Source organism: Pseudomonas sp. MM211 (genome assembly GCF_020386635.1).
GTDB lineage: Bacteria > Pseudomonadota > Gammaproteobacteria > Pseudomonadales > Pseudomonadaceae > Aquipseudomonas.
On the sequence record NZ_CP081942.1, the window covers coordinates 482,116 to 505,744 of the forward strand.

Annotated in this window: 21 protein-coding genes, 2 tRNA genes and 1 pseudogene; 10 read left to right on the plus strand and 14 right to left on the minus strand. The window is 61.0% G+C overall.

The window, feature by feature from the left end:
* Positions 1–16 precede the first annotated feature (16 nt).
* Positions 17–535, plus strand: a complete 519-nt coding sequence (locus K5Q02_RS02165) for a GNAT family N-acetyltransferase (protein ID WP_225835914.1) — start codon at positions 17–19, stop codon at positions 533–535.
* Positions 532–1,059: a GNAT family N-acetyltransferase gene (locus tag K5Q02_RS02170; protein WP_225835915.1), complete on the plus strand. Its 528-nt coding sequence runs from the start codon at positions 532–534 to the stop codon at positions 1,057–1,059. Before K5Q02_RS02165 ends, K5Q02_RS02170 begins: the two co-directional genes overlap by 4 nt.
* Here K5Q02_RS02170 and K5Q02_RS02175 read toward each other — a convergent pair whose 3' ends face one another.
* The 3 genes from K5Q02_RS02175 to K5Q02_RS02185 all read right to left on the minus strand — a co-directional run bounded on the left by K5Q02_RS02175 (position 1,060) and on the right by K5Q02_RS02185 (position 3,284).
* Positions 1,060–1,326, minus strand: coding sequence for a DksA/TraR family C4-type zinc finger protein (locus K5Q02_RS02175; protein ID WP_225835916.1), 267 nt, complete (start codon positions 1,324–1,326; stop codon positions 1,060–1,062).
* 131 nt (positions 1,327–1,457) lie between these two features.
* Positions 1,458–2,321 (minus strand): isocitrate lyase/PEP mutase family protein, encoded by an 864-nt coding sequence (locus tag K5Q02_RS02180; protein ID WP_225839934.1) that lies wholly within the window; start codon positions 2,319–2,321, stop codon positions 1,458–1,460.
* Positions 2,322–2,528: 207 nt separating this feature from the next.
* Positions 2,529–3,284: a substrate-binding periplasmic protein gene (locus tag K5Q02_RS02185; protein ID WP_225835917.1), complete on the minus strand. Its 756-nt coding sequence runs from the start codon at positions 3,282–3,284 to the stop codon at positions 2,529–2,531.
* Positions 3,285–3,591: 307 nt separating this feature from the next.
* On the opposite strand from K5Q02_RS02185, the gene K5Q02_RS02190 reads away from it, so the two are divergent.
* From K5Q02_RS02190 to K5Q02_RS02210, 5 genes are all read left to right on the plus strand, one after another.
* A complete protein-coding gene (locus K5Q02_RS02190) occupies positions 3,592–4,320 on the plus strand; it encodes a VC0807 family protein (RefSeq protein ID WP_225839936.1) in 729 nt (242 codons plus the stop codon).
* A 12-nt stretch (positions 4,321–4,332) separates the two neighbouring features.
* Positions 4,333–4,773, plus strand: coding sequence for a YqaA family protein (locus K5Q02_RS02195; protein ID WP_225835919.1), 441 nt, complete (start codon positions 4,333–4,335; stop codon positions 4,771–4,773).
* Between the two features lie 212 nt (positions 4,774–4,985).
* Positions 4,986–5,939 carry a lysylphosphatidylglycerol synthase transmembrane domain-containing protein gene (locus K5Q02_RS02200; protein WP_225835921.1) on the plus strand — a complete coding sequence of 318 codons (954 nt, stop codon included), beginning with the start codon at positions 4,986–4,988 and terminating at the stop codon, positions 5,937–5,939.
* A gap of 67 nt (positions 5,940–6,006) precedes the next feature.
* Complete coding sequence (locus tag K5Q02_RS02205; protein WP_225835922.1) at positions 6,007–7,272, plus strand: Hsp70 family protein; 1,266 nt, start codon at positions 6,007–6,009, stop codon at positions 7,270–7,272.
* A gap of 71 nt (positions 7,273–7,343) precedes the next feature.
* Positions 7,344–8,069, plus strand: a complete 726-nt coding sequence (locus tag K5Q02_RS02210; protein WP_225835924.1) for a class I SAM-dependent methyltransferase — start codon at positions 7,344–7,346, stop codon at positions 8,067–8,069.
* Between the two features lie 172 nt (positions 8,070–8,241).
* Here the strand turns inward: K5Q02_RS02210 and K5Q02_RS02215 are convergent, their stop codons facing one another.
* A complete protein-coding gene (locus tag K5Q02_RS02215; RefSeq protein ID WP_225835926.1) occupies positions 8,242–10,545 on the minus strand; it encodes a YgiQ family radical SAM protein in 2,304 nt (767 codons plus the stop codon).
* A gap of 249 nt (positions 10,546–10,794) precedes the next feature.
* On the opposite strand from K5Q02_RS02215, the gene K5Q02_RS02220 reads away from it, so the two are divergent.
* Positions 10,795–12,615: a diguanylate cyclase gene (locus K5Q02_RS02220; protein WP_225839945.1), complete on the plus strand. Its 1,821-nt coding sequence runs from the start codon at positions 10,795–10,797 to the stop codon at positions 12,613–12,615.
* 3 nt (positions 12,616–12,618) lie between these two features.
* Here the strand turns inward: K5Q02_RS02220 and dnaB are convergent, their stop codons facing one another.
* The 7 genes from dnaB to rnr all read right to left on the minus strand — a co-directional run bounded on the left by dnaB (position 12,619) and on the right by rnr (position 19,629).
* Positions 12,619–14,013, minus strand: a complete 1,395-nt coding sequence (gene dnaB, locus K5Q02_RS02225; RefSeq protein ID WP_225835933.1) for a replicative DNA helicase — start codon at positions 14,011–14,013, stop codon at positions 12,619–12,621.
* A 115-nt stretch (positions 14,014–14,128) separates the two neighbouring features.
* Positions 14,129–14,575 carry a 50S ribosomal protein L9 gene (gene rplI / locus K5Q02_RS02230; protein ID WP_225835936.1) on the minus strand — a complete coding sequence of 149 codons (447 nt, stop codon included), beginning with the start codon at positions 14,573–14,575 and terminating at the stop codon, positions 14,129–14,131.
* A gap of 21 nt (positions 14,576–14,596) precedes the next feature.
* Entirely contained in the window at positions 14,597–15,490 is an 894-nt protein-coding gene (locus K5Q02_RS02235) for a hypothetical protein (protein WP_225835937.1), read from the minus strand.
* A 36-nt stretch (positions 15,491–15,526) separates the two neighbouring features.
* Positions 15,527–15,757 carry a 30S ribosomal protein S18 gene (gene rpsR, locus K5Q02_RS02240; RefSeq protein WP_225835939.1) on the minus strand — a complete coding sequence of 77 codons (231 nt, stop codon included), beginning with the start codon at positions 15,755–15,757 and terminating at the stop codon, positions 15,527–15,529.
* A gap of 28 nt (positions 15,758–15,785) precedes the next feature.
* Positions 15,786–16,208, minus strand: coding sequence for a 30S ribosomal protein S6 (gene rpsF, locus K5Q02_RS02245; RefSeq protein WP_225835941.1), 423 nt, complete (start codon positions 16,206–16,208; stop codon positions 15,786–15,788).
* A 185-nt stretch (positions 16,209–16,393) separates the two neighbouring features.
* Positions 16,394–17,143 (minus strand): 23S rRNA (guanosine(2251)-2'-O)-methyltransferase RlmB, encoded by a 750-nt coding sequence (rlmB, locus tag K5Q02_RS02250; protein ID WP_225835943.1) that lies wholly within the window; start codon positions 17,141–17,143, stop codon positions 16,394–16,396.
* Positions 17,140–19,629: a ribonuclease R gene (gene rnr / locus K5Q02_RS02255; RefSeq protein ID WP_225835944.1), complete on the minus strand. Its 2,490-nt coding sequence runs from the start codon at positions 19,627–19,629 to the stop codon at positions 17,140–17,142. The genes rlmB and rnr overlap by 4 nt, the downstream gene beginning before the upstream one ends.
* A 201-nt stretch (positions 19,630–19,830) precedes the next feature.
* Here rnr and K5Q02_RS02260 point away from each other — a divergent pair.
* Both K5Q02_RS02260 and K5Q02_RS02265 read left to right on the plus strand, forming a co-directional pair.
* Positions 19,831–19,917: transfer RNA gene (locus tag K5Q02_RS02260), tRNA-Leu, on the plus strand.
* Positions 19,918–20,000: 83 nt separating this feature from the next.
* A tRNA-Leu gene (locus tag K5Q02_RS02265) sits at positions 20,001–20,087 on the plus strand.
* Positions 20,088–20,203: 116 nt separating this feature from the next.
* Here K5Q02_RS02265 and K5Q02_RS24485 read toward each other — a convergent pair.
* The 3 genes and pseudogenes from K5Q02_RS24485 to K5Q02_RS02275 form a co-directional block, all read right to left on the minus strand.
* The gene (locus K5Q02_RS24485; protein ID WP_442964034.1) at positions 20,204–21,088 is read right to left on the minus strand and encodes a methyl-accepting chemotaxis protein; all 885 of its coding nucleotides are present in this window, start codon (positions 21,086–21,088) and stop codon (positions 20,204–20,206) included.
* 21 nt (positions 21,089–21,109) lie between these two features.
* Positions 21,110–21,766, minus strand: a pseudogene (locus K5Q02_RS24490) (methyl-accepting chemotaxis protein); the annotation flags it as partial.
* Positions 21,767–22,325: 559 nt separating this feature from the next.
* Positions 22,326–23,618: an adenylosuccinate synthase gene (locus K5Q02_RS02275; protein WP_225835947.1), complete on the minus strand. Its 1,293-nt coding sequence runs from the start codon at positions 23,616–23,618 to the stop codon at positions 22,326–22,328.
* Positions 23,619–23,629: the final 11 nt, after the last annotated feature.

The window sequence follows — 23,629 nt, forward strand, 5'->3', positions numbered from 1 at the left end:
CGATAAGAGACGCACCATGCCTGCTGTTATCCGTGATGCCGTTGCTGGCGACCTGCCTGCAATCCTCGCCATCTACAACGACGCCGTGCTCAACACCACGGCAATCTGGAACGAACGCCCCGTGGATCTGGCCAACCGCCAGGCTTGGTTCGAGGCCCGAGCCACGCAGGGATACCCGATCCTGGTGGCGGTCAACGAGGCGCAGGACGTCCTGGGTTACGCCTCGTTCGGCGACTGGCGGCCATTCGAAGGTTTTTGCAATACGGTCGAGCACTCCGTGTACGTGCGCAATGACACGCGCGGCCAGGGCCTCGGCCCGCTGCTGATGCAGGCGCTGATCGAGCGGGCGCGCAAGGGCGGTAAACATGTGATGGTCGCGGCCATCGAAAGCGGCAATGCTGCCTCGGTGCGCCTGCACGAGCGCCTGGGCTTCGCCATCACCGGACAGATGCCGCAGGTCGGCTGCAAATTCGGCCGCTGGCTGGATCTGACCTTCATGCAACTGGTCCTGACGCCACAGCGGAGCACGCCATGACCCTGCAGATCCGCCAGCTCGACGAAGCCGACTTCGACGCTCATCGGCCAGGTTTGATTGCGCTGCTGCTCGATGCCGTGGCCAACGGTGCGTCGGTAGGCTTTCTTGCCGGTATCGACACAGCGGAGGCGGGCCGTTACTTCAGCGAGGTTCGCCACAACCTGAACAGCGGTACGTTGGCGATTTGGGTCGCCGAGGACGAGGGGCAGCTACTGGGTTCGGTGCAGCTCAGCCTGTGCCTGAAGCCCAACGGGCTCAATCGTGGTGAGGTGCAGAAGCTGCTGGTACTGAGCAGTGCCCGACGCCGGGGCATCGCCCGCCTGCTGATGCAGCACCTCGAAGCACACGCGAAGGCCTTGCAGCGTGGTCTGCTCTACCTGGATACCGAAGCCGGCAGTGACGCCGAAAACCTCTATCACAGCCTTGGCTACACCTGTATCGGCGGCCTGCCGGACTATGCCTGCGGGCCAGACGGCCAGTACCGCGCCAACGCCATCTATTACAAGACGTTGTTCCCAGTCTGACTAACGCAGCTGGCTGTCCTTGCTACCACGGCGATTGAAGCCGCCGGCCTTGGCCTGTTCGCTGTCTTCTTGCGCCTGGCAATTCACGCACAGCCGCACGCCGGGAACGGCCTTGCGTCGCGCTTCGGGAATCGGCGCATCGCATTCTTCGCAGTGGCTGAGGCTTTCGCCCTTGGGCATTTGACTGCGTGCGCGTTGCACGGCGTCTTCGATGGTGCTGTCGATCTGTTCCTGCACGGCGCCGTCTTGCGCCCAACCGGTGGCCATATCGCTCTCCCAATGGGTGGTGCTGGCTGGAAGATAGGAGCACTCGGGCGGGATTGGCAAGCAGCAGCCGACGGCGGACTAATCGGCTCGCGTTGCGCGGCCGCTGTCCGGCGTGGCGGGTGAAGCGGGTGTTATTCCTTGACGTTCATGAACTCGTCGGCCCAGGCCACGTAGTCTTCGGGCTGGGTGTACTTGTGCGACAGCTCGGAAGCGCTGAGGTCGATACCGACCGCACTACGCTGCTCACGCAGGCAATCGTAGGTGGCCTTGATCGCAGCGAAATAGGCAGCATGGCCGTTAACTACGATGCGCACGCCCAGCTTGGCCAGGCGCGCGTTGTCACGCAGCTTGGGGTTGCCGTAGGTCACCAGCATCAGCGGTACGCTGAGGTGTTCGGCGATCTTTTCCAGGTGGTCGAAGTCTTCGACACCCACCATGCAGATGCCATCGGCGCCCGCCTTCTGGTAGGCAACGGTGCGTTTGATCACTTCATCGACACTGAGCACGCCAGCGTTGGTACGGGCGATGATCGCCAGCGCCGAGTCGACACGCGCCTCGAGGGCTGCACGCACCTTGCCGACGCCTTCGGCGACGCTGATCAGATCCGTCGACTTGCGGTTGAATTGCGCGGGCAGCAGGGTGTCTTCGATGGTCAGCGCAGAGATACCGGCACGTTCCAGCTCGACCACGGTGCGCATAACGTTCAGGGCATTGCCGTAGCCGTGGTCGGCATCGGCGATCACCGGCAAGTTGGAAACACGACCGATACGGGTGGCCTGCTCGACGAACTCACTGAGGGTGATCAGCGCGAAATCAGGCGCGGCAAGCACCTGCAGAGAGGCCACCGAACCACCGAGGATACCGACCTCGAAGCCAAGGTCACCAGCGATCCGGGCGGACATCGGGTCGAAGACCGATGCGGTGTGGTAACAGGAGTCCGAAGCCAGCAGCGCACGAAAGGCGCGCCGCAACTCATGATGGGAAGCACGTTGCATGTTCGACATAAGGCATTGTCCAAAACGTCAGATGAATCGGGTGCCCAGCGGCCTTTTCCTGGCCGCTTTGAGCGAATTCTCGTGTATGCCGCTACCGGTACGAATGCACGGTGGCCACTGCGTGGGCTGCCTGCTCGCCATCCGTAGGTGTCTCATGCCACCGGCCATCGGCGCATCCTGACACCCAGCAGCAATTATCCCGCCAACTCAGCGGAGAGCCTCAGGCAGCTCTACATCGGGCAACCACTGGCGGAAAATCGCCGAAAAGCTGCCGTCACGGCGCATTTCCGCCAATTCACTCTGCCAGGCAGCGACGACCGCCTGGTCGGTGTCCAGGGAGAAGGCGATGTAATACGACGACTCCATAAACACCATCTGCGGCTCTACGTCCGCAGGCGTCAGCCCTGCTGGAGCAAGCATGTCGCGCAGCAGGATATCCTCCAGCATGATCAGGCTGACCCGACCATGACGAAACATGGTGACCATGGTTTCGGGCGTTGGTACGCCGTAGAGGTTCTGCAGACCCTGATCCTTCAGCACCTCGTAGCTGTACCACTGCTTGGGCACCGCTAGCGGCCCGCTGGCCGCGACATCCTGGAGGCTGTCCACCTTCAAGCCGCTAGACTTCAGCGAATAAAAGCGCACCTTGCCATGCAGAATCGGGCCAGCCCATTGAAAGCGCTTCTCCCGGTCGGGCGTACGCATCATGGCGAACAGTGCCACGCCCGGCTCACGCTGGGCGATGGTGTAGGCACGCGTCCAGGGCATCATTTCGATCTGTGCTTGCGACCCGGTACGGGTTATCAACTCGCGCACTACGTCCACGCCAAAGCCCTGCAACTCGCCGTCCTTCATGAAGGCCGTCGGCGGGCCGGGCTCGGTAAGGATGCGCAGCCCGGCGGCCGCCTGCGCACAGAACAGCAAAGCGAGAAACAGCACCCCGTAGCGACGTAACAGGCCCATTGGCCATCCCCATAGGTACTTCAAGAAATCAGTCAGCCGGGTACCAAGAAGCAGGCACCAGTGGTCTGTCGACGCAAACCTGACGGCAATAAGCGTCGACTTTACCGCAGTGCCTGCTCAATTTCAGCTAGCGCTGTGCTTATGCCCCTACAAGCCGGCGCCTCTATCAGCGGGCATATTGTTGCCCACCGGACATTGCTCAGCAGGACGGGGGCGAAGGACTTTGTGGTGATTGTGCCGACAATCGGGCTGGCGCATGAGCGTCAGGCAGGCGATCATCGGTGCTCGTCCACCCACACCGAATGACATGACCGACACCACTCAGACGCCCCCAGCTACACATAAACCTCGCCCATTCATCGATCTGCTGATCAGCATTCTGATCCCTTCGCTGATCCTCATGAAACTCAGCGGTGAAGCGCGCCTGGGCCCGGACGGCGCGCTGGTGCTGGCCCTCGCCTTCCCGCTGGGCTGGGGCGCTTTCGAGCTGCTCAAGTACCGCAAATTCAATTTCGTGGCCCTGCTCGGCCTGGTCAGCGTAGTGCTGACCGGCGGCATCGGCCTGCTGCACCTGGACAACCAGTGGCTGGCGATAAAGGAAGCGGCAATTCCCGGTCTGATCGGCATCGCCGTGCTGGTGTCGACGCGCACCCGTTACCCGTTGATCCGCACGCTGCTGTTCAACAAGACGGTGCTCAACGTCGACAAGATTCATGATCGCCTGGAACAGGGTGGCCATACCGAGCGCTTCGAATCGCGCCTGATGCTTGCCACCTACTGGCTCAGCGGTACGTTCTTCTTCTCGTCGGCAATGAACTACGTGCTGGCCAAGTGGATCGTCACCAGCCCAGCCGGCAGCGAAGCCTTCAACGACGAGCTGGGGCGCATGACGCTGCTCAGCTACCCGATGATCGCCATTCCATCGATGATCATGCTGATGGCCATCTTCTACTACCTGTGGCGCACCATTAATGGTCTCACCGGCCTCAAGCTGGAAGAGATCATGGCCAATGCCGAGCCGGACAAGAAGTCCTGACGACGCCTCGCCTTGCTGGACATCTACGCTTATCTGGGGCTGTTCGCCGCCGCATTCAGTGCGGCGACGCTGCTCCCGCTGCAGTCCGAGGCGCTGCTGGTAGCGCTGCTGCTCGGCGCCGCTCAGCCCGTGTGGGCACTTCTCCTGGCGGCCAGCGCGGGCAATGTGCTCGGCTCGCTGGTCAATTGGTGGCTCGGCCGTTATCTCGAACGTTTTCGCGGGCGCCGCTGGTTCCCGGTCAGCGACCAACGCCTGCAGCAGGCGCAGGTTTGGTTCGGGCGCTATGGACGCTGGTCGCTGCTGTTCAGCTGGCTACCGGTAGTCGGCGACCCGCTGACCCTGGTGGCGGGTATCATGCGTGAACCGTTGTGGCGTTTCGTGCTTATCGTGACCCTCGCCAAAACAGCACGTTATGCTGTGGTGGCCGCACTGACACTGGGTTTGAGCAGTTGAAAGGACACACTCGGTAACGGCCTGCAAAGCGGTGCCAGTTGAGCAACCGGCCCGCCTCCGTGATACTGCGCACCCTGTACAGCGTCAACCCTGAAGGACATGCGCCCAGGGATAAGAAATGAACGATGGCTGTGACAGCTCATCGAATGCAGAGCCAACTGTCCGTAGAGACGTGAAACAGGGGATCGCAGTTGCAAGGTACCAAGCCCACGATGAAACGCAGTGACCTGATCTGGACGCTGATCGGGTTGTGTGCCGTGGTGGCGTCCTGCTTCTTGCTCTACCGCGAAGTACGCAACATCTCCCTCGACGAGATCGCTGAAAGCCTCAAGGCCATTCCGCACCTCAACTGGCTGCTTGCCGGCGCGGCGACCTTTGGCGCCTATTGCGCCCTGGCCTGGTACGACCGCATCGCCATCGCCCACCTGGGCAAGAAGATTTCCTGGCGCTTCATCACCCTGTGCTCCTTCACTACCTACGCCCTGGCCCACAACATCGGCGCCTCGGTGTTCTCCGGCGCAGTGGTTCGTTATCGCGCCTACCGCACCAAGGGCCTGACGCCCCATGAGATCGGCATCCTGATCGTCTTCTGCTCTTTCACCTTCGCCCTCGGCACGCTGTTCGCCAGTGGCTGTGTACTGGTGCTGCAGCCCGATCTGATCCACCGCGTACTGGACGTTACGCCGCTGGTCTCCATTGCCATCGGCTCCTTGCTGCTGCTGTTGGTTGGCCTGTATGTGCTGGGCTCGTGGCTGCAGTTCAAGCCCTGGAATTTTGGCAAGCTGCGTGTCGAATACCCACGCCTGCGCATCGTTGGCCGCCAGTTGCTGGCAGGCCCGCTGGAGCTGGCCTGCGCCGCGGCGATCATCTACTTCGCGCTGCCGGAGGCCTACAACCCAGGCTACCCGGTCGTGCTCGGTGTATTCCTCGCGTCCTTCTCTCTCGCCCTGCTGTCCCATGCGCCGGGCGGTCTGGGTGTACTGGAAGTCAGCTTTCTCGCGGCACTGCCGGAGATTCCCGCCTCCGACGTGCTGGCCGCGTTGATCGTGTTCCGCGCCTTCTACCTGCTGCTGCCCTTCGCCCTGTCGCTGATCGTGGTGCTGGGCTTCGAATGGGGCCAATGGCGCCTCAAACGTACTGAAGCACAAAATCCCCCATTGCCCTGACGAAGCGGCAGCACAGCGGCTTCATTTCGCCTAGAATGCGCGGCCGTTTTTCAGGAGCCGCGCGTCAATGTCCTTTTCCACCCCTGCCCGCGCCTGCGGTATCGACTTCGGCACCTCCAACTCCACCGTTGGCTGGCTGCGCCCGGACGGCGAAACGCTGATCCCGCTGGAAGACGGCAAGATCACTCTGCCTTCGGTGGTGTTCTTCAATCTCGAAGAGCGCCGCCCGGCCTATGGCCGCATGGCTCTGCACGAGTACCTGGAAGGCTACGAAGGCCGCCTGATGCGCTCGCTGAAGAGCCTGCTCGGCTCCAAGCTGCTGAAGAGCGAGACTGCGGTCATGGGCAGCGCCCTGCCCTTCAAGGATCTGCTCGGTTTCTTCATCGGCGAGCTGAAGAAACGTGCCGAAGCGGTTGCCGAGCGCCCGTTCGACGCCGTGGTACTGGGCCGCCCGGTATTCTTCGTGGATGACGACCCGCTGGCCGACCAGGAAGCCGAGAACACCCTGATCGCCGTAGCGCAGAAGCTGGGCTTCAAGGACGTGTCCTTCCAGTACGAACCGATCGCCGCGGCCTTCGATTACGAGTCGACCATCGAGCGTGAAGAGCTGGTGCTGATCGTCGATATCGGCGGCGGCACCTCGGACTTCTCCCTGGTGCGCCTGGCGCCAGAGCGCCGTCAGCAGGCCGAGCGTCACGATGACATCCTGGCCACCGGCGGTGTGCATATCGGCGGTACCGACTTCGACAAGCTGCTCAGCCTGCAGGGCGTGATGCCGCTATTCGGCTACGGCAGCCGGATGAAGAGCGACGCGCCGATGCCGACCAGCATGCACCTCAATCTGGCCACCTGGCACACCATCAACATGGTCTACGCGGCCGCGTCGCAGCGGGCGCTGCAGAGCATGCGTTACGACATCGTCGACCCGACCGGCATCGATCGCCTGTTCAAGCTGACCGAGCAACGCGCCGGCCATTGGCTGGCGATGCAGGTGGAAGACAGCAAGATCGCCCTGACCGAACAGCTTCGGCATTCCATCGACCTGCAACGGATCGAAGCAGGCCTGATCGCCGAACTGACTCGGGAACTGTTCGAAGACAGCATCGCCCCACTGCTCGAACGCATCCGCGGCAGTGTGACCGGGCTGCTCGCCGATGCCGGCGTAGGCCTCGAGCAGGTCGATACGGTGTTCTTCACGGGCGGCTCCAGCGGTGTACCGGCATTGCGTCAGAGCGTGGCCGAACTGCTGCCCAATGCCCGCCACGTGGAAGGCAATACCTTCGGCAGTATTGGCAGCGGGCTGGCCATCGAAGCGAAGAAGCGCTACGGCTGACGCCGAACGGATAGGGACAAGGGATCGCGACTACTTTATATTCTCGCGATCTCACTCCATGGACGGCCACCATGCACACCCTAGAACGCATCTACCCGCTGAAAATGGACGAAAGGCTGGCGGCCGACCAAGCGACTCTTGACCTGCACATGCAGCGTTACGAGTTCGCCAGCCGCTCGCTGCATGGCCAGCGCGTGCTCGATATGGCCTGCGGCTGCGGCTACGGCAGTGCGTTGCTGGCCGAGCAGCACCCGGACAAGCAGATCACCGGCATCGATATCGATCCCGAAGCGATCGCCTACGCCCAGGCGAACTACCAGAAAGCCAACCTGCGCTACGTCTGTGCGAACGCGGAAACCTTCGCCGACAGCGAGGGTTTCGACAGCATCGTCAGCCTGGAAACCATCGAGCACCTGCCCGACCCGGTTCGCCTGGTGAACAACTACGCCAGCCTGCTGGCCAAGGGCGGGCGCATCATCGCCTCGGTGCCGACCACACCGACCCTGGATGGCAACCCCCATCACCTCCACGATTTCAGCCCGCGCAGCTTCTTCGCACTGTTCCGCCGCCACGGCCTGAAACCTCAGGAACGTTTCGAACAGATCCAGCGCTGGGAGTTTTCCGGGTTGTTCAAGAAGCCCAAGAAAGCCGCCCGCCAGCACCGCTCGGAAGGCGTCGGCAACGCCGTACTGGCGTACTACCGCAGCCACCCGCTGTACCTGTTCAAGCGGCTTTTCTCAATTTTGCGTTACGGCGCCAGCAACCGTTATCTGACCTGCCGCTTCAGCGTCGACTGAGCCTGCGCGACCGCAAAAAAGGCGAGAGCAGACGGTGAGCAGAGCTTTTGTGGGAGAGGCTTTAGCCTCGATTTTGCCTAGCTAGGCGTAAAGAGCTCGCGGCTAAAGCGGATCGCCGCCCGGCCCCTCCCACGAGATCGCGACCGGCCGCTTGCGCCTTTAAGCCACTCGTTTAACGCGGCACTGCAGGCTTCTTCGCCGGCTTCTTGCCTTTGCCCTTGGCGGCATCGGAGCGCTCACGCGCAGCCTGCTGGTTCCTCGCCTGAGCAGCTGCTTTGGCCTGCTCACGCTTATCCCACGGGTTACTGCCGTCACTGCCACGCGGCGGCAGGCCGGTATGCTGGGTAAGAATCTTGGTGGTGGTTTGCTTGGCGACCTTATGACTGCCGGCCGGCGTCGAATTTTTGCGACGGGCGCTCTGGTAGCTGTCAGTTGCCGGCTGGTGCAGCGGAATCAACTGCTCCTTGCCCGGCCCGATCAGGTCGGCCCGGCCCATGCGGGTCAGTGCTTCACGCAGCATCGGCCAGCCTTTCGGGTCGTGGTAGCGCAGGAAGGCCTTATGCAGACGGCGCTGCTCCTCGCTCTTGACGATGGTCACGCCGTCACTCTTGTAAGTGACCTTGCGCAGCGGGTTCTTGCCCGAGTGATACATGGCCGTGGCAGTCGCCATCGGCGACGGATAGAACGCTTGCACCTGGTCGGCGCGGAAGCCGTTGCCCTTGAGCCACAGGGCCAGGTTCATCATATCTTCATCGGTGGTGCCGGGGTGGGCGGCGATGAAGTACGGAATCAGGTACTGCTCCTTGCCCGCTTCCTTGGTGTACTTCTCGAACATGCGCTTGAACTTGTCATAGCTGCCAATGCCCGGTTTCATCATCTGGTTGAGCGGACCTTCCTCGGTGTGTTCCGGGGCAATCTTCAGGTAACCCCCAACGTGGTGGGTCACCAGCTCTTTCACGTACTCCGGCGATTCGACCGCCAGGTCGTAGCGCAGACCGGAAGCGATGAGAATCTTCTTAACGCCCGGCAACGCACGGGCGCTGCGATACAACTGGATCAGCGACGAGTGGTCGGTGTTCAGGTTCGGGCAGATACCGGGGAACACACAGGACGGCTTGCGGCACGCGGATTCGATTTCCGGGCTCTTGCAAGCGATGCGGTACATGTTCGCAGTTGGACCGCCAAGGTCGGAGATCACCCCGGTAAAGCCCGGCACTTTGTCGCGAATCTCTTCGATCTCACGAATGATCGACTCTTCCGAACGGTTCTGGATGATGCGGCCTTCGTGCTCGGTGATCGAGCAGAAGGTACAGCCGCCGAAGCAGCCGCGCATGATGTTCACCGAGAAGCGAATCATGTCGTAGGCCGGAATCTTCTCATTGCCGTACGCCGGGTGCGGAACGCGCGCATAGGGCATGCCGAACACGTAGTCCATTTCCTCGGTGGTCATCGGAATGGGTGGTGGGTTGAACCACACGTCGACATCACCGTGTTTCTGCACCAAAGCACGGGCGTTACCCGGATTGGTTTCCAGGTGCAGCACGCGGTTGGCGTGAGCATAGAGCACCGAATCGTTACGCACTTTCTCCATGGACGGCAGGCGGATCACCGTCTTGTCGCGAGTCATGCGCGGGCTCGCCAGGATCTGCACGACCTTGGCTTCGTTCGGGTCTTCGACCGCGCCCTTTTCCTGCTCGATGGCGCAGGCCTGGGTGTCCTGGGTATTCACGTACGGGTTGATGATCTTGTCGACCTTGCCCGGACGGTCGATGCGCGTGGAATCGACCTCGTACCAATCTTTCGGCGTGTCGCGGCGAATGAACGCCGTGCCGCGCACATCGGTGATGTCTTCGATCTTGTGGCCGTAGGAGAGACGCTGAGCGACCTCGACGATGGCGCGCTCGGCGTTGCCGTAGAGCAAAATGTCGGCGCTGGCATCGATCAGGATCGAGTTGCGCACGCGATCCTGCCAATAGTCGTAGTGGGCGATGCGGCGCAGCGAGGCCTCGATGCCGCCGAGCACGATAGGCACGTGCTTGTAGGCTTCCTTGCAGCGCTGGCTGTAGACCAGGCTGGCGCGATCAGGGCGTTTTCCAGCCATGCCGCCAGGTGTATAGGCGTCGTCGGAACGGATCTTCTTGTCCGCGGTGTAGCGGTTGATCATCGAGTCCATGTTGCCGGCCGCGACGCCGAAGAACAGATTCGGCTCGCCGAGCTTCATGAAGTCGTCTTTGGACTGCCAGTTGGGCTGAGCGATGATCCCGACGCGAAAGCCCTGAGACTCCAGCAGCCGGCCAATGATCGCCATACCGAACGAGGGATGATCGACATAGGCATCACCGGTGACGATGATGATGTCGCAGGAATCCCAGCCAAGCTGATCCATCTCCTCCCTGCTCATCGGCAGGAATGGCGCAGGGCCGAAACATTCGGCCCAGTACTTGGGATAGTCAAATAACGGCTTGGCTGTTTGCATGACGGTGACCGGTGTTGAGATGGAAAATCGCGGTCGCGGAATATAGCACAAATTTTGACCAAACCCGACTGTAGCGCTGGGGTAAAACGTCGCTTGGCGGTCTATCCGATGGCATGCAATATGAGTGCGGACAGTCATCAAAAATGTGTCGCCTCGGTATACTCTCAGGGCAGAACAACAACGGTCGTGCACAGGCCACCAAGGAGCCTCCGCTTGCAGCGGCTAGCCATATTCCTGATCTCGCTATTGATGCTCTCAGGCCTGAGCCTGAGCGCTCGGGCTGACATCATCACTCTCGATGCCGGCAGCAGCGGCCTGGCACTCAATCCGCACATCGAACTACTCGAAGATCCCGGCGCCCGCCTGAGTATCGAGGATATGGCGGATCCGACCGTGCAGCAGCGCTTCGTTGCCGCCAAGGGTAAGGCAAGCGTCGGCCAGAGCCCCAACCCCTGGTGGGTGAAGGTCACCCTCCAGGCGAGCCAGGCGGCGCCTGGCCCCTGGTGGCTGGAAGTCGCTGCCGTCAGCCTGCTCGATCTGCAACTGTTCCTGCCCGACGGCGAACAAGGCTGGCATCTGCGTCAGTCCGGAGAAGTGGTGAGCTTTGACGAAGGCCGTGACCATGCTCACCGGCGCATGCTCTTCCAACTGCCGGCCCTGGACGAGCAGCCACTGACCTTTTACCTGCGCAGCTTCGACCCCGCCGGTAATTCCTTTCCGCTGAAGGTCTGGCAACTCGATGACCTGAGCACCCTAAGCGCCGACGAGAACCTCTGGTTCGGCATCATTTACGGGGTGATCACCGCCCTGCTGCTGTACAACCTGTTCATCTTCTTCGCCCTGCGCGACTCGGCGTACTTCTGGTACGTGGTCACCACGACGGGCGCTCTGCTGATGATCCTCGGCATGACCGGGCACGGCTTCCAGCACCTATGGCCAAACGCCGCGGTACCCTTCTGGCTCGATCGCATCAGCCTGCCAGCGCTATGGGGCTTTGGCGCCTGCCGCTTTACCCAGACGCTGCTGCAAACTCGCCGCCATGTGCCCTGGGCCCATCACCTGCTGACCATAAGCTGCGTGCTGTACGTGGTTGCCGTCATGGCCGATGGTTTCGGCCACCGCGCCGTGGGCGCCTGGGTCTTCGTGCTGCTGTCGTTCACGGCCATCCCCGCAGCACTCTGGGCCTCCCTCATGCGCTGGCGCCAGGGCTACTTTCCGGCCTGCCTGTACTTCTGCGGCTACGGCATGATCCTGGCCAGCGTCGTCCTGCTGCTGCTACGCGCCACTGGAGTGATTCAGCCTGCCGCCTGGAGCACCTACGTATTTCCCATCGCGGTGGCTGCCGAGTCGATCCTGTTCTCCTTCGCCCTGGCCTACCGCATCCAGTTGCTGAAGAACCAGCGCTCCGAAGCACTGCTGCAGGCCAGCCAAGAAAAAAGTGCACGCCTGGCACAGGTGCAGGCCAGCGCCGACGAGCTGCAACTGGCCGTGGAACACCGCACTGCGGAACTTAAGGCGACCAATCTGCAGCTGTCACAACGAGAGCAGGAGCTACGCCACGCCGCGTTCCACGACCCACTCACCGAGCTGCCGAACCGCCGCCACCTGGTCGAACAGTGCGAGCGTGCGCTACAGAGAGCTCAGCAGTCAGGTGAAACGCTGGCGCTGCTGCTGATCGATCTCGACCATTTCAAACCAATCAATGACCGCTACGGGCACGACGCCGGTGACCTGATGCTGCAGCACATTGGCAAGCGCATACGCGAACATGTGCGAGCGGGCGACACGGTGGCACGCCTAGGCGGCGACGAATTCGCGGTACTGATAGGCGGAGCGGATGCGCAAGACCATGCACATGATGTCGCCGAGCGCCTGCTCGCGGAGTTGGCCAGGCCTGTGAGCTATGGCGATCAGGCACTGGCGGTGAGCATCAGCATCGGCGTGGCGTTCTACCCGCAACACGCCGAGCAGTTCGCCAGCCTCTACAAGGCCGCGGATCAGGCGCTCTATCAGGCCAAGGCAGCCGGGCGCTCAGGCACCGCCGTATACGGCAGCAATGACGCGCAGTGAAGCTTATTCGTCGTCGAACTGGTAACTGCCCGGCGCCAGGTTTTCGAAACGCGAGTATTTACCCAGGAACGCCAGCCGCGCCGTACCCAGCGGGCCGTTACGCTGCTTGCCGATGATGATCTCGGCCACGCCCTTGTACTCGGTTTCGGGGTGATAAACCTCGTCGCGGTACACGAACATGATGATGTCGGCGTCCTGCTCGATCGCACCGGATTCGCGCAAGTCGGAGTTGATCGGTCGCTTGTTCGGCCGCTGCTCCAGACCCCGGTTGAGCTGGGAGAGCGCGATAACCGGGCAGTTGAATTCCTTGGCCAGCGCCTTGAGCGAGCGCGAGATCTCGGAAATCTCGTTCACCCGGCTATCGCCGCTGGAGCCGGGAATCTGCATCAGCTGCAGGTAGTCGACCATGATCAGGCCAATCTCGCCGTGCTCGCGCGCCAAGCGGCGGGAGCGCGCGCGCATCTCCGACGGCGAAATACCGGCGGTATCGTCGATGAACAGCTTGCGGTCATTGAGCAGGTTGACCGCCGAGGTCAGCCGCGGCCAATCGTCATCATCCAGGCGACCAGCACGCACCTTGGTCTGGTCGATGCGGCCTAGGGACGCCAGCATACGAATCACGATGGATTCCGATGGCATCTCCAGGGAATACACCAGAATCGACTTGTCGCTGCGCATCAGCGCGTTTTCCACCAGGTTCATGGCGAACGTGGTCTTACCCATCGACGGACGTCCGGCGACGATGATCAGATCCGCTGGCTGCAGGCCGCTGGTCAGATCGTCCAGGTCGGAGAAGCCGGTGGACAGGCCAGTGATCGCATCGCCGTTGTTGAACAGCTCGTCGATCCGGTCGATGGCCCTGACCAGAATGTCATTGATACCCACCGGGCCACCGGTCTTTGGCCGCGCCTCGGCAATCTGAAAGATCAGCCGCTCGGCCTCGTCGAGGATTTCCTCGCCGGTACGGCCCTCGGGCGCATAGGCACTGTCGGCAATTTCATTGCTGATGCCGATGAGCTTGCGCAGCGTGGCGCGCTCGCGAATGATCTGCGCGTAGGCCTTGATGTTGGCCACCGACGGCGTGTTCTTCGCCAGCTCACCCAGGTAGGCCATGCCGCCGACCTGAGGCAGCTGCCCTTCCTTGTCCAACTGTTCGGACAGGGTCACCACGTCGAAGGGTTGATTGCGCTCAGCCAGTTTGTGGATGGCGCGAAACACCAGGCGATGATCGTGGCGATAGAAATCGCCATCGGACACCTGATCGAGCACTCGCTCCCATGCGTTGTTATCGAGCATCAAGCCTCCGAGCACCGACTGCTCGGCCTCGATCGAGTGCGGCGGCACTTTCAGGGCAGAGGTTTGCAGGTCGTACTGTTCAGTGATGCTGATGTCGTTCATGGGAGCCTGGAAAATATGCGTGCGTTGAAAAACAAAAGGCACGGCATCGCTTTCGCAATGCCGTGCCCGATGTTAGCGGGATCGCACCTGAGTGCAAGCCCGCTGAGCAGCGCGATTAAGCAGCTACTACGACAACCTTAACGGTTGCTTCGACATCGCTGTGCAGGTGCACGGCTACGTCGTATTCGCCAACTTGGCGAATGGTGCCATTCGGCAGACGAACTTCAGCTTTGGCCACTTCAACGCCGGAGGCGGTCAGTGCGTCAGCGATGTCGTGAGTACCGATGGAACCGAACAGCTTGCCTTCATCGCCCGCGGTAGCGGTGATGGTGACTTCCAGCTCGGCCAGCTGAGCAGCGCGAGTTTCAGCCGAGGCTTTCTTGTCGGCAGCCGCTTTTTCCAGCTCAGCGCGACGTGCTTCGAAAGTAGCAACGTTGGCTTCGGTGGCAGCAGTAGCTTTGCCTTGCGGCAGCAGGAAGTTACGGCCGTAACCGGCTTTAACGTTCACTTTATCGCCCAGGTTGCCCAGGTTGGCGACTTTTTCCAGCAGGATGACTTCCATTTGGGTGTTACCTCTTAACTTTTAACCTTCACCGTTGGCAGAGCCCGAACCAGGCTTGTCCGCCAGACGATCACGAAAATCAAACAGACTATCGACGATGGCTAACACCACCAGCAAGGGAACGATCAGCTGCATGAATAGCAGCAGCGTGATGTACAGCCCGACCAGCCAAAACTTGGACAGTCGACCCTTGGCTACCAGCCCATGCAACAAGGCGATACCCGCAAATGCCAGCGGAACACTGCACAACGGCGTCAGCATCGCCATTTCGACACCCAGATTGGGCCCGAGCAGCATGCCGACCAGCAGTAACATCGCCAGCATCGGCGGAAATCTCAGTTCACGAAACTCGGAACCGAAACCTCCAGGGTTGTACAACGCCGCTTGCCAAAACCGCCCAAGCATCAGGCTTAGCAAGCTGACCACCTGCAGCAAAGCTGCCAGCAATCCGGTCAACACCGGTGCAATAAGACTTTGGAGGCGCGCCTGATCATCCACCGACATTTGCTGGTGAACGCCATCGAACATTTGCGGCAGCAGCTTGATCAGCTCCTGCGCCATGGCTTCGATGGGCGCGCGAAACGTTGCCCCCAATACCAGTCCATACACCAGGCCCAGTGCGACGCTAAACAACAGCACCCGTCTCCAGGAGTGACTGGCGCGCAATACGCACGCCAGCCCCAGCGCGCCCAGCAACACCAACAAGGTGCGCGGCTCGCCGAAGTACCACCAACCAATGGCCGGCAGTAACGCCCAGACGAGGATGCCAACGGCATCACCCAGACCACGCCGCAGAAGCACTAGGCATCCTGCAGCGGCACTCAACCAGAACAGCAGCGGCAATGCCGCAGAAGCGACCACTACAAAAGTGGCCTGCATACGGCCGCGCATAATGAATTCTGCCAAGGCGCGCATGCGATTTATCCCTTACTACTTGTCGATCGTCCGATCTTATCGGCCGTGACCGTCGGTGTAGGGCAGCAGGGCCAGGAAGCGGGCGCGCTTGATAGCGGTAGCCAGCTGACGCTGATAACGAGCCTTAGTACCGGTGATACGGCTAGGAACGATTTTGCCGGTTTCCGAGATGTAGGCTTTCAGAGTGTTGAGATCTTTGAAATCGATCTCTTTCACGTCTTCAGCGGTGAAACGGCAGAATTTACGACGACGGAAGAAACGTGCCATGGGATTGGCTCCTCAAAAGATCCGTGGATTACTCGTCAGCGTTGTCGCTGTCGTTGTTGTCACTGTCATCGCCGTCATTGGACTCGGCATTTTCAGGACGCTCACGACGCTCACGGCGCTCACTGCGGTTTTCTTCGGCCTTGAGCATCTCGGATTGACCGATAACGGCTTCTTCACGACGGATGACAAGGTTACGGATCACGGCATCGTTGTAGCGGAAGTTGTCTTCCAGCTCGGCCAGGGCCTTGCCGCTGCACTCAACGTTCAGCATCACGTAGTGAGCCTTGTGAACGTTGTTGATGGCGTAGGCCAGTTGACGACGGCCCCAATCTTCCAGACGGTGGATTTGGCCGCCGTCTTCTTCGATCAGCTTGGTGTAACGCTCGACCATGCCGCCGACTTGCTCGCTCTGATCCGGGTGAACCAGAAAGATGATTTCGTAATGACGCATGAATGCTCCTTACGGGTTGTAGCCTGCCGCGAAATGCGATCAGACAAGGAGTGAATAACACTGTTGACTTGCTGAAACGGTAAGGCGCGAACGCACCGACCCTACGGCAAGGGGCGACATTCTAGAGAAGCCCCCCACCGCACGCAAGGTGAACTGGTGATATTTTGAACAGCGGGCCGGAAGCTTCAGCTCTTGAGCGAACGCCGCTGGCGCAGCGCTTCGAACAAACAGATACCGGTGGCGACCGACACATTGAGGCTGCTGACGCTGCCAGCCATGGGCAGCTTCACCAGATAATCACAGTGTTCACGGGTCAGGCGACGCATCCCCTTGCCCTCGGCGCCCATGATCAGCACCGTCGGGCCGGTCATATCCTGCTGGAACAACTCCTGCTCGGCTTCACCCGCGGTACCGACGATCCACAGACCGCGCTGCTGGAGCTTTTCGAGACTGCGTGCGAGGTTGGTCACTGCAACCAGCGGGATGACTTCGGCAGCGCCACAGGCCACCTTGCGCACTACCGGCGTCAGCGTTGCGGACTTGTCCTTGGGCACGATCACCGCCAGCGCACCAGCCGCATCGGCGGTACGCAGGCAGGCACCGAGGTTGTGCGGGTCGGTCACACCATCGAGCACCAGCAGCAGAGGTGGGCCTTCGCAACGGTCGAGCAACTCCTCGAGCATCGCCTCACCCCACACCTGGCTGGGGCTGACTTCAGCGACCACACCTTGATGCACGCCCTCGACCCAAGCATCCATTTCGCGACGCTCGCACTGGCCGACGGCGACGCGCGCCTGACCTGCCAGCTCGAGCAGAGGCTGAACACGAGGATCGCTACGGCCATCGGCCAGCCAGATCTGCTTCACACGCTTAGGGTGATGGCGCAACAACGCTTCCACGGCATGCAAACCGTAGATCTTTTCCAACTGACTCATGACTTGGCCTTGCTCTTCGATGGCCCCTTGCGATGCCGACTCGGCTTACCGCCCTTGTCCGATGCCTTGCTGGCGCCCTTATCCGATTTGGAATCGGCCAGCAGCGCCTTCTTCACATCACGGCTTTTCTGCACGTCCGTGTTGCTGGTAGAACCAGTTCGCGAACTCTTGCTGCCACGGCTGTCTCGACCAGAGGCACTACGCTTGCGAGTTGCCGGCGCTTCATCAACACCCTGGGCCATCTCGAAATCGATCTTGCGCTCGTCTAGATCGACGCGCATGACCTTCACCGAAACGCTGTCGCCAAGTCGGAAACTGCGGCCACTGCGCTCACCGGCGAGGCGATGATGCACAGGATCGAAGTGGTAGTAGTCGCCCGGCAGCGCGGTGACATGCACCAGGCCTTCGACGTAGATATCTTTGAGCTCGACGAACAGACCGAAGCCAGTCACTGCGGTAATCACACCGGGGAAGGTTTCCCCAACGCGATCCTTCATGAACTCGCACTTGAGCCAGTTGACCACGTCACGCGTGGCCTCGTCGGCACGCCGCTCGGACATCGAGCACTGCTCGCCAAGCTGCTCAAGGATCGGCTCGTCATACGGATAGATACGCGCCTTGGGCATGCTGACCGCGCCGGCACGCTGAACGTGAGGCGTGTCCTGCTTGGAGCGGATCACGCTGCGAATAGCACGATGAATCAGCAGATCCGGATAACGACGAATCGGCGAAGTGAAGTGCGCGTAAGCGTCGTAATTCAGGCCGAAGTGACCCTGATTGTCGGCGCTGTACACCGCCTGACTCAGCGAGCGCAGCATCACGGTCTGGATCAGTTGATAATCCGGACGCCCACGGACGCTCTCCAGCAGTGCCTGATAGTCCTTGGGCGACGGGCCGTCCTTGGACTTGCCACGGTGCAGAGAAAGGCCCAGCTCGGTGAGGAACCCCTTGAGTTTTTCCAGGCGCTCCGGCGGCGGGCCGTCGTGCACGCGGTACAACGCAGGAATGCCGTGCTTCTGCATGAACGCTGCAGTGGCCACGTTGGCCGCCAGCATGCACTCCTCGATCAGCTTGTGAGCATCGTTACGCTGAGTCGGACGAATCTCCGCGATCTTGCGTCCGGCGCCAAAAATGATGCGAGTTTCCTGGGTTTCGAAATCAATCGCACCACGCTCATGACGCGCCGCCAGCAGCACCTGATACAGCGAATACAACTGATTGAGGTGCGGCAGCACTTCTTTATATTCGTTGCGTAGCGCTTTGCCTTCGCTGCTCTTCGGCTGCTCGAGCATGGCGCTGACCTTGTTGTAGGTCAGGCGCGCGTGGGAGTGAATAACCGCCTCGTAGAACTGATAGTCAGTCATCTTGCCGGTCTTGGAGATGGTGATCTCGCAGACCATGGCCAGACGGTCGACTTGCGGATTCAGCGAGCACAGGCCGTTGGACAACTCTTCCGGCAGCATCGGGATGACCCGCTCCGGGAAGTACACCGAGTTGCCACGCACCTGAGCCTCAGCATCCAGCGCCGAGCCGACCTTCACATAATGCGAGACGTCGGCGATAGCGACGTAAAGCTTCCAGCCGCCCGAGAACAGCCGCCAGTTGCCGCCGTTCTTTTCGCAGTACACCGCATCGTCGAAGTCGCGCGCATCTTCACCATCGATGGTGACGAAGGGGATGTGCCGCATGTCGACACGATTTTCCTTGTCCTTCTCTTCGACTTCCGGCTTGAGCTTGCGCGCTTCCTTGACCACAGCTTCGGGCCAGACATGAGGAATGTCGTAGCTGCGCAACGCCACGTCGATCTCCATGCCCGGCGCCATGTAGTTGCCGACCACTTCGGTCACGTCGCCCTGGGGCTGAAAGCGCGGTGTTGGCCAGTGGGTGATCGTTACTTCGACAAACTGCCCCTGCTTGGCGCCACCATTACGGCCCGCCGTCACCAGCACTTCTTGCTGGATCTTCGGGTTGTCGGGGATCACGAAGCCGATACCGCTCTCTTCGTAATAACGGCCAACGATGGTCTCGTGACCACGGGAGATCACTTCGACAATCGCGCCTTCGCGACGACCACGGCGGTCGAGGCCGGAAACCCGGGCCAGTGCGCGGTCACCATCGAATACCATGCGCATCTGTGCCGGGCTAAGAAACAGATCATCGCTGGCATCATCGGGCACCAGAAAGCCGAAGCCGTCACGGTGGCCGCTGACACGACCGAGGATCAGGTCGAGCTTATCCACGGGCGCATATGTGCCGCGGCGCGTATAAATTAACTGACCGTCGCGCTCCATGGCGCGCAGCCGGCGACGCAGCGCCTCGGCCTGCTCTTCGCTGGCCAGCCCTAACTCGTCGAGCAGCTCCTCACGGTTGGCGGGGGAGCCGCGCTCAGCCAAGTGCTGAAGAATCAGCTCGCGGCTAGGGATGGGGTTGTCATACTTTTCCGCTTCACGAGCGGCCTCGGGATCGAGGGATTGCCAATCGGCCATTAGAACCTGTTCACCTTATCTATAGAATCGGTTTTGCCATGTGTCTATTGAAGCGCGAAAGCGCCCTTCGGGTCAGCTTTCGACACGATTAATTTTTCGCTGACAGGGGTTTACAAGGTAAAAGCACGACCGTATAGTTCGCGCCCACAGCGTCGAGGAGACGTTGTAACACGGAATAGATGAGCAATCATCCGTTTCAGTGCCCAGGTGGCGGAATTGGTAGACGCGCTGGTTTCAGGTATCAGTGACCGCAAGGTCGTGGAAGTTCGAGTCTTCTCCTGGGCACCAAATTTCGTGAAGTAGCTTGATAACCTACTTTGCAAATAACGGACGTAATGATCCGTACCGGCAACGGTGAACATTACTGCAGTGCCCAGGTGGCGGAATTGGTAGACGCGCTGGTTTCAGGTATCAGTGACCGCAAGGTCGTGGAAGTTCGAGTCTTCTCCTGGGCACCAAATTCAAAAAACCGAGCCAATGGCTCGGTTTTTTATTGCCTGCAGAAAAATGCTTGCTGCAGGCAATAACGAAGAGGCCCGACAATCGCCAGGCCCGTTTCAACAGCGACGCCAGCTTAAACCTTGAACTGCCCGAGGCTGGCCTTCAACTGTCCTGCCAGACCATCGAGCACGCGACCGCTATTGGCCGTCGCGGCCACCGCCTCGGCCGCACGCTGAGCCTCGGAATGAATCACCTCGACTCGCCCGCGCACCGCATCGGCGCCTTCGGCCTGGTGAGCCGCCGCCTGGGTCGCCGTATTGATCGCGCCATGCACGTCCTCCACGGAACACTGCACAGCCTGCTGAATACGCGCACTTTCGCGCAGCGCCGCCAGCCCCTGATCAGCCTGCTGACCGGCCTGGGCAATCGCACTAACCGCCTCGCGAGCGCCCTGCTGCAAGGCAACGATATGCGACTGGATATCGCCGGTCGACTGCTGAGTCTTGCTGGCCAACGCCCGCACCTCGTCAGCCACTACAGCGAAACCGCGACCACTCTCCCCCGCACGCGCCGCCTCGATCGCGGCATTCAGGGCGAGCAAGTTGGTTTGCTCGGCGATAGAGCGGATAACCGTCAGCACCACCTCAATCTGCTCGCTCTGCTTGGCCAGCCGCTCGATTACCGCCGAGCCAGCATCAACGCGCTGAACCAGCTCCTCAATGGAACCCCCGACCCGCTTGGCGATGGTGGCATTTTCCTGGGTTGCCTGACGAATCGCCTCGACCCTCTGCAAAGCTTCCTGCATGGCGCGACTCTCGGCTTGCGCTTCGTCGGCCATCGCCGCCAGCGCCTGCAGGCTGGCCGCCACCTCATCCCGCTGCCTTTTCGCTGCGGACTCTGCCGCAGCGCTACGCGCCGTCAACGCACTGATTTCCTGACCGGTACGCACGGCCACCTCGCCAGCCTCGCGCACGATGGGCTGCAATTTGGCGACGAAACGATTGACCGCCGACGCCATTTCACCGACTTCGTCACGACTGTCGATCTCGATACGCCGGGTCAGGTCACCCTCGCCCGCCGCCAGGTCGTCGAGCGCGGCGATCAAGGTACGCAAACGCACCACCACGCGGCGACCGAGCACGATGGCCAGAGCCAGCAGCACCCCCAGACCGACCACAGCCAGCCCCAGCCCGATGCGCCAACGCAAATTCGAGGCCGCCGCATCGACTGCCGCACTGGTATTGGCCGACATCCCTTGCGCCGCCTGCTGCGCCGCAGCCAGGCGCGCCGACAATGCAGCGGCGCTATCGGTGGAAGCACCGGCAAGGCTATCGGCAACCAACTGACCGCCGCTGGCCAGCAACGCCTCGAAGCGTGAATCGATAGCAGCCAGCTCGGCATCGATGGCGGACGTGGACACGCCCATCAGCACTTTGCCAATCTCCACCCCGTTGGGACTGATACCGGCTTCGACGAAGTACACGGTAGGATCGCTCTTGGCAGCGTCGATGACCTTATCCAACGCGCGCTCACCCGCCCCTTTCTCGAGCATGGCCTTGACCTGCTCGTTCTGGCGGTTGAGGTAACGGGTCAAATGGTTACCCTCGGCATCGTCGTAGATGACGAAAAGCACATTGGGGTTACGCTGCGCACGCCGCGCGAACTCGGACAGCGCCGGCACATCGGAATCCCACATGGCTCGCGGCGCCACAGCAGCGAGCAATTGCGCCAGATCATTGGCGGAATCCTTCAGGCTTTTCTCCAGACTGGCACGTATTTGCACACGCTCGTCACCCAGCCGACTCGAAAGCCCCGCAGAAAGACTCTCCCGAGTACGCACCGAGAGCCCGCCCAGACTCGCAGAGACCTCCTGATTAGCCTGTTCCAGCTCACTGGAAAGGCGCCCGGCATCGCTGCCCAGCTGCCGCTCCAGATCAGTCACCAGGCGGTCTACCGTACTACGGGTCAACGCCAATACCAGCAGCACCTGAACGAACAGCGCGATACCCAGCGCAATGAACACCGGCAGCAATAGACGACTGCGAAATAGCGACAGAACAGCAACCACGGGAAATCCTCCGACCGCCAGAGCAGCGGCAACTTCAAGGTAGGATAATGACAAAGCAAGGCGCGTGCCGAATGACAGCACATCGCCACATCAACCCGAGTATAAGTGCCAGCAAAATGAAAACGGGCCGCACAAAGGCGACCCGTTTTCATGACGTGCTCACGACTCCGAGGGGAGCCGCCGACACTCAGGCGAAAGGATGGCGCAGCACGATGGTCTCGTTGCGATCCGGCCCGGTGGAGATGATGTCGATTGGCGCGCCAACCAACTCTTCCACACGCTTGATGTAGGCACGAGCGTTAGCCGGCAGCTCTTCCAGGGTTTTGGCACCCAGGGTCGACTCGCTCCAGCCCGGCATCTCTTCGTACACCGGCTCCAGACCGATGTAGCTGTCAGCGTCGGTCGGAGCGTCGATCACCGCACCACCCTGGTTCTTGTAGCCAACGCAGATGTTGATGGTTTCCAGCCCATCGAGCACGTCCAGCTTGGTCAGGCAAAGACCCGAGATGCTGTTCACATCGATAGCACGACGCAGGATAACCGCGTCGAACCAGCCGCAACGACGTGCACGGCCGGTGGTCGCACCGAACTCGTGGCCACGCTTGGCCAGGAACGCACCCACATCGTCGAACAACTCAGTCGGGAACGGGCCAGAACCCACACGCGTGGTGTAAGCCTTGGTGATGCCGAGGATGTAGTCCAGGAACATCGCACCCACACCCGAACCAGTGGCGATACCGCCAGCAGTGGTGTTGGAGCTGGTCACGTACGGATAGGTACCGTGGTCGATATCCAGCAGGGAGCCTTGGGCGCCCTCGAACATGATGTCTTTGCCAGCACGACGCAGATTGTGCAGCTCGGCAGTGACGTCGAGCATCATCGGCTTGAGCAGCTCGGCGTATTCCATACACTGATCCAGAGTGGTCTGGAAATCGATAGCCGGCTCTTTGTAGTAATTCACCAGCTGGAAGTTGTGGTAGTCCAGCAACTCGCCCAGCTTGGCGGCAAAACGCTCGCGGTGGAACAAATCACCGATGCGCAAACCGCGACGTGCGACCTTGTCTTCGTAGGCCGGGCCGATACCGCGACCAGTAGTACCGATCTTCAACTCGCCGCGGGCCTTCTCGCGCGCCTGATCCAGGGCGACGTGATAGGACAGGATCAACGGGCAAGACGGGCTGATACGCAGGCGCTCGCGTACCGGGACGCCCTTCTCTTCCAGCTTGTTGATCTCACGCAGCAGAGCATCGGGGGCAACCACCACGCCATTGCCGATCAGGCACTGCACGCCTTCGCGCAGCACGCCCGACGGAATCAGGTGCAATACGGTCTTTTCACCATCGATCACCAGGGTGTGACCCGCATTGTGGCCACCCTGATAACGCACTACGGCGGCCGCATGCTCGGTCAGCAGATCGACGATCTTGCCTTTGCCCTCATCACCCCACTGGGTGCCCAGGACGACGACATTCTTACCCATAACACTTGTCC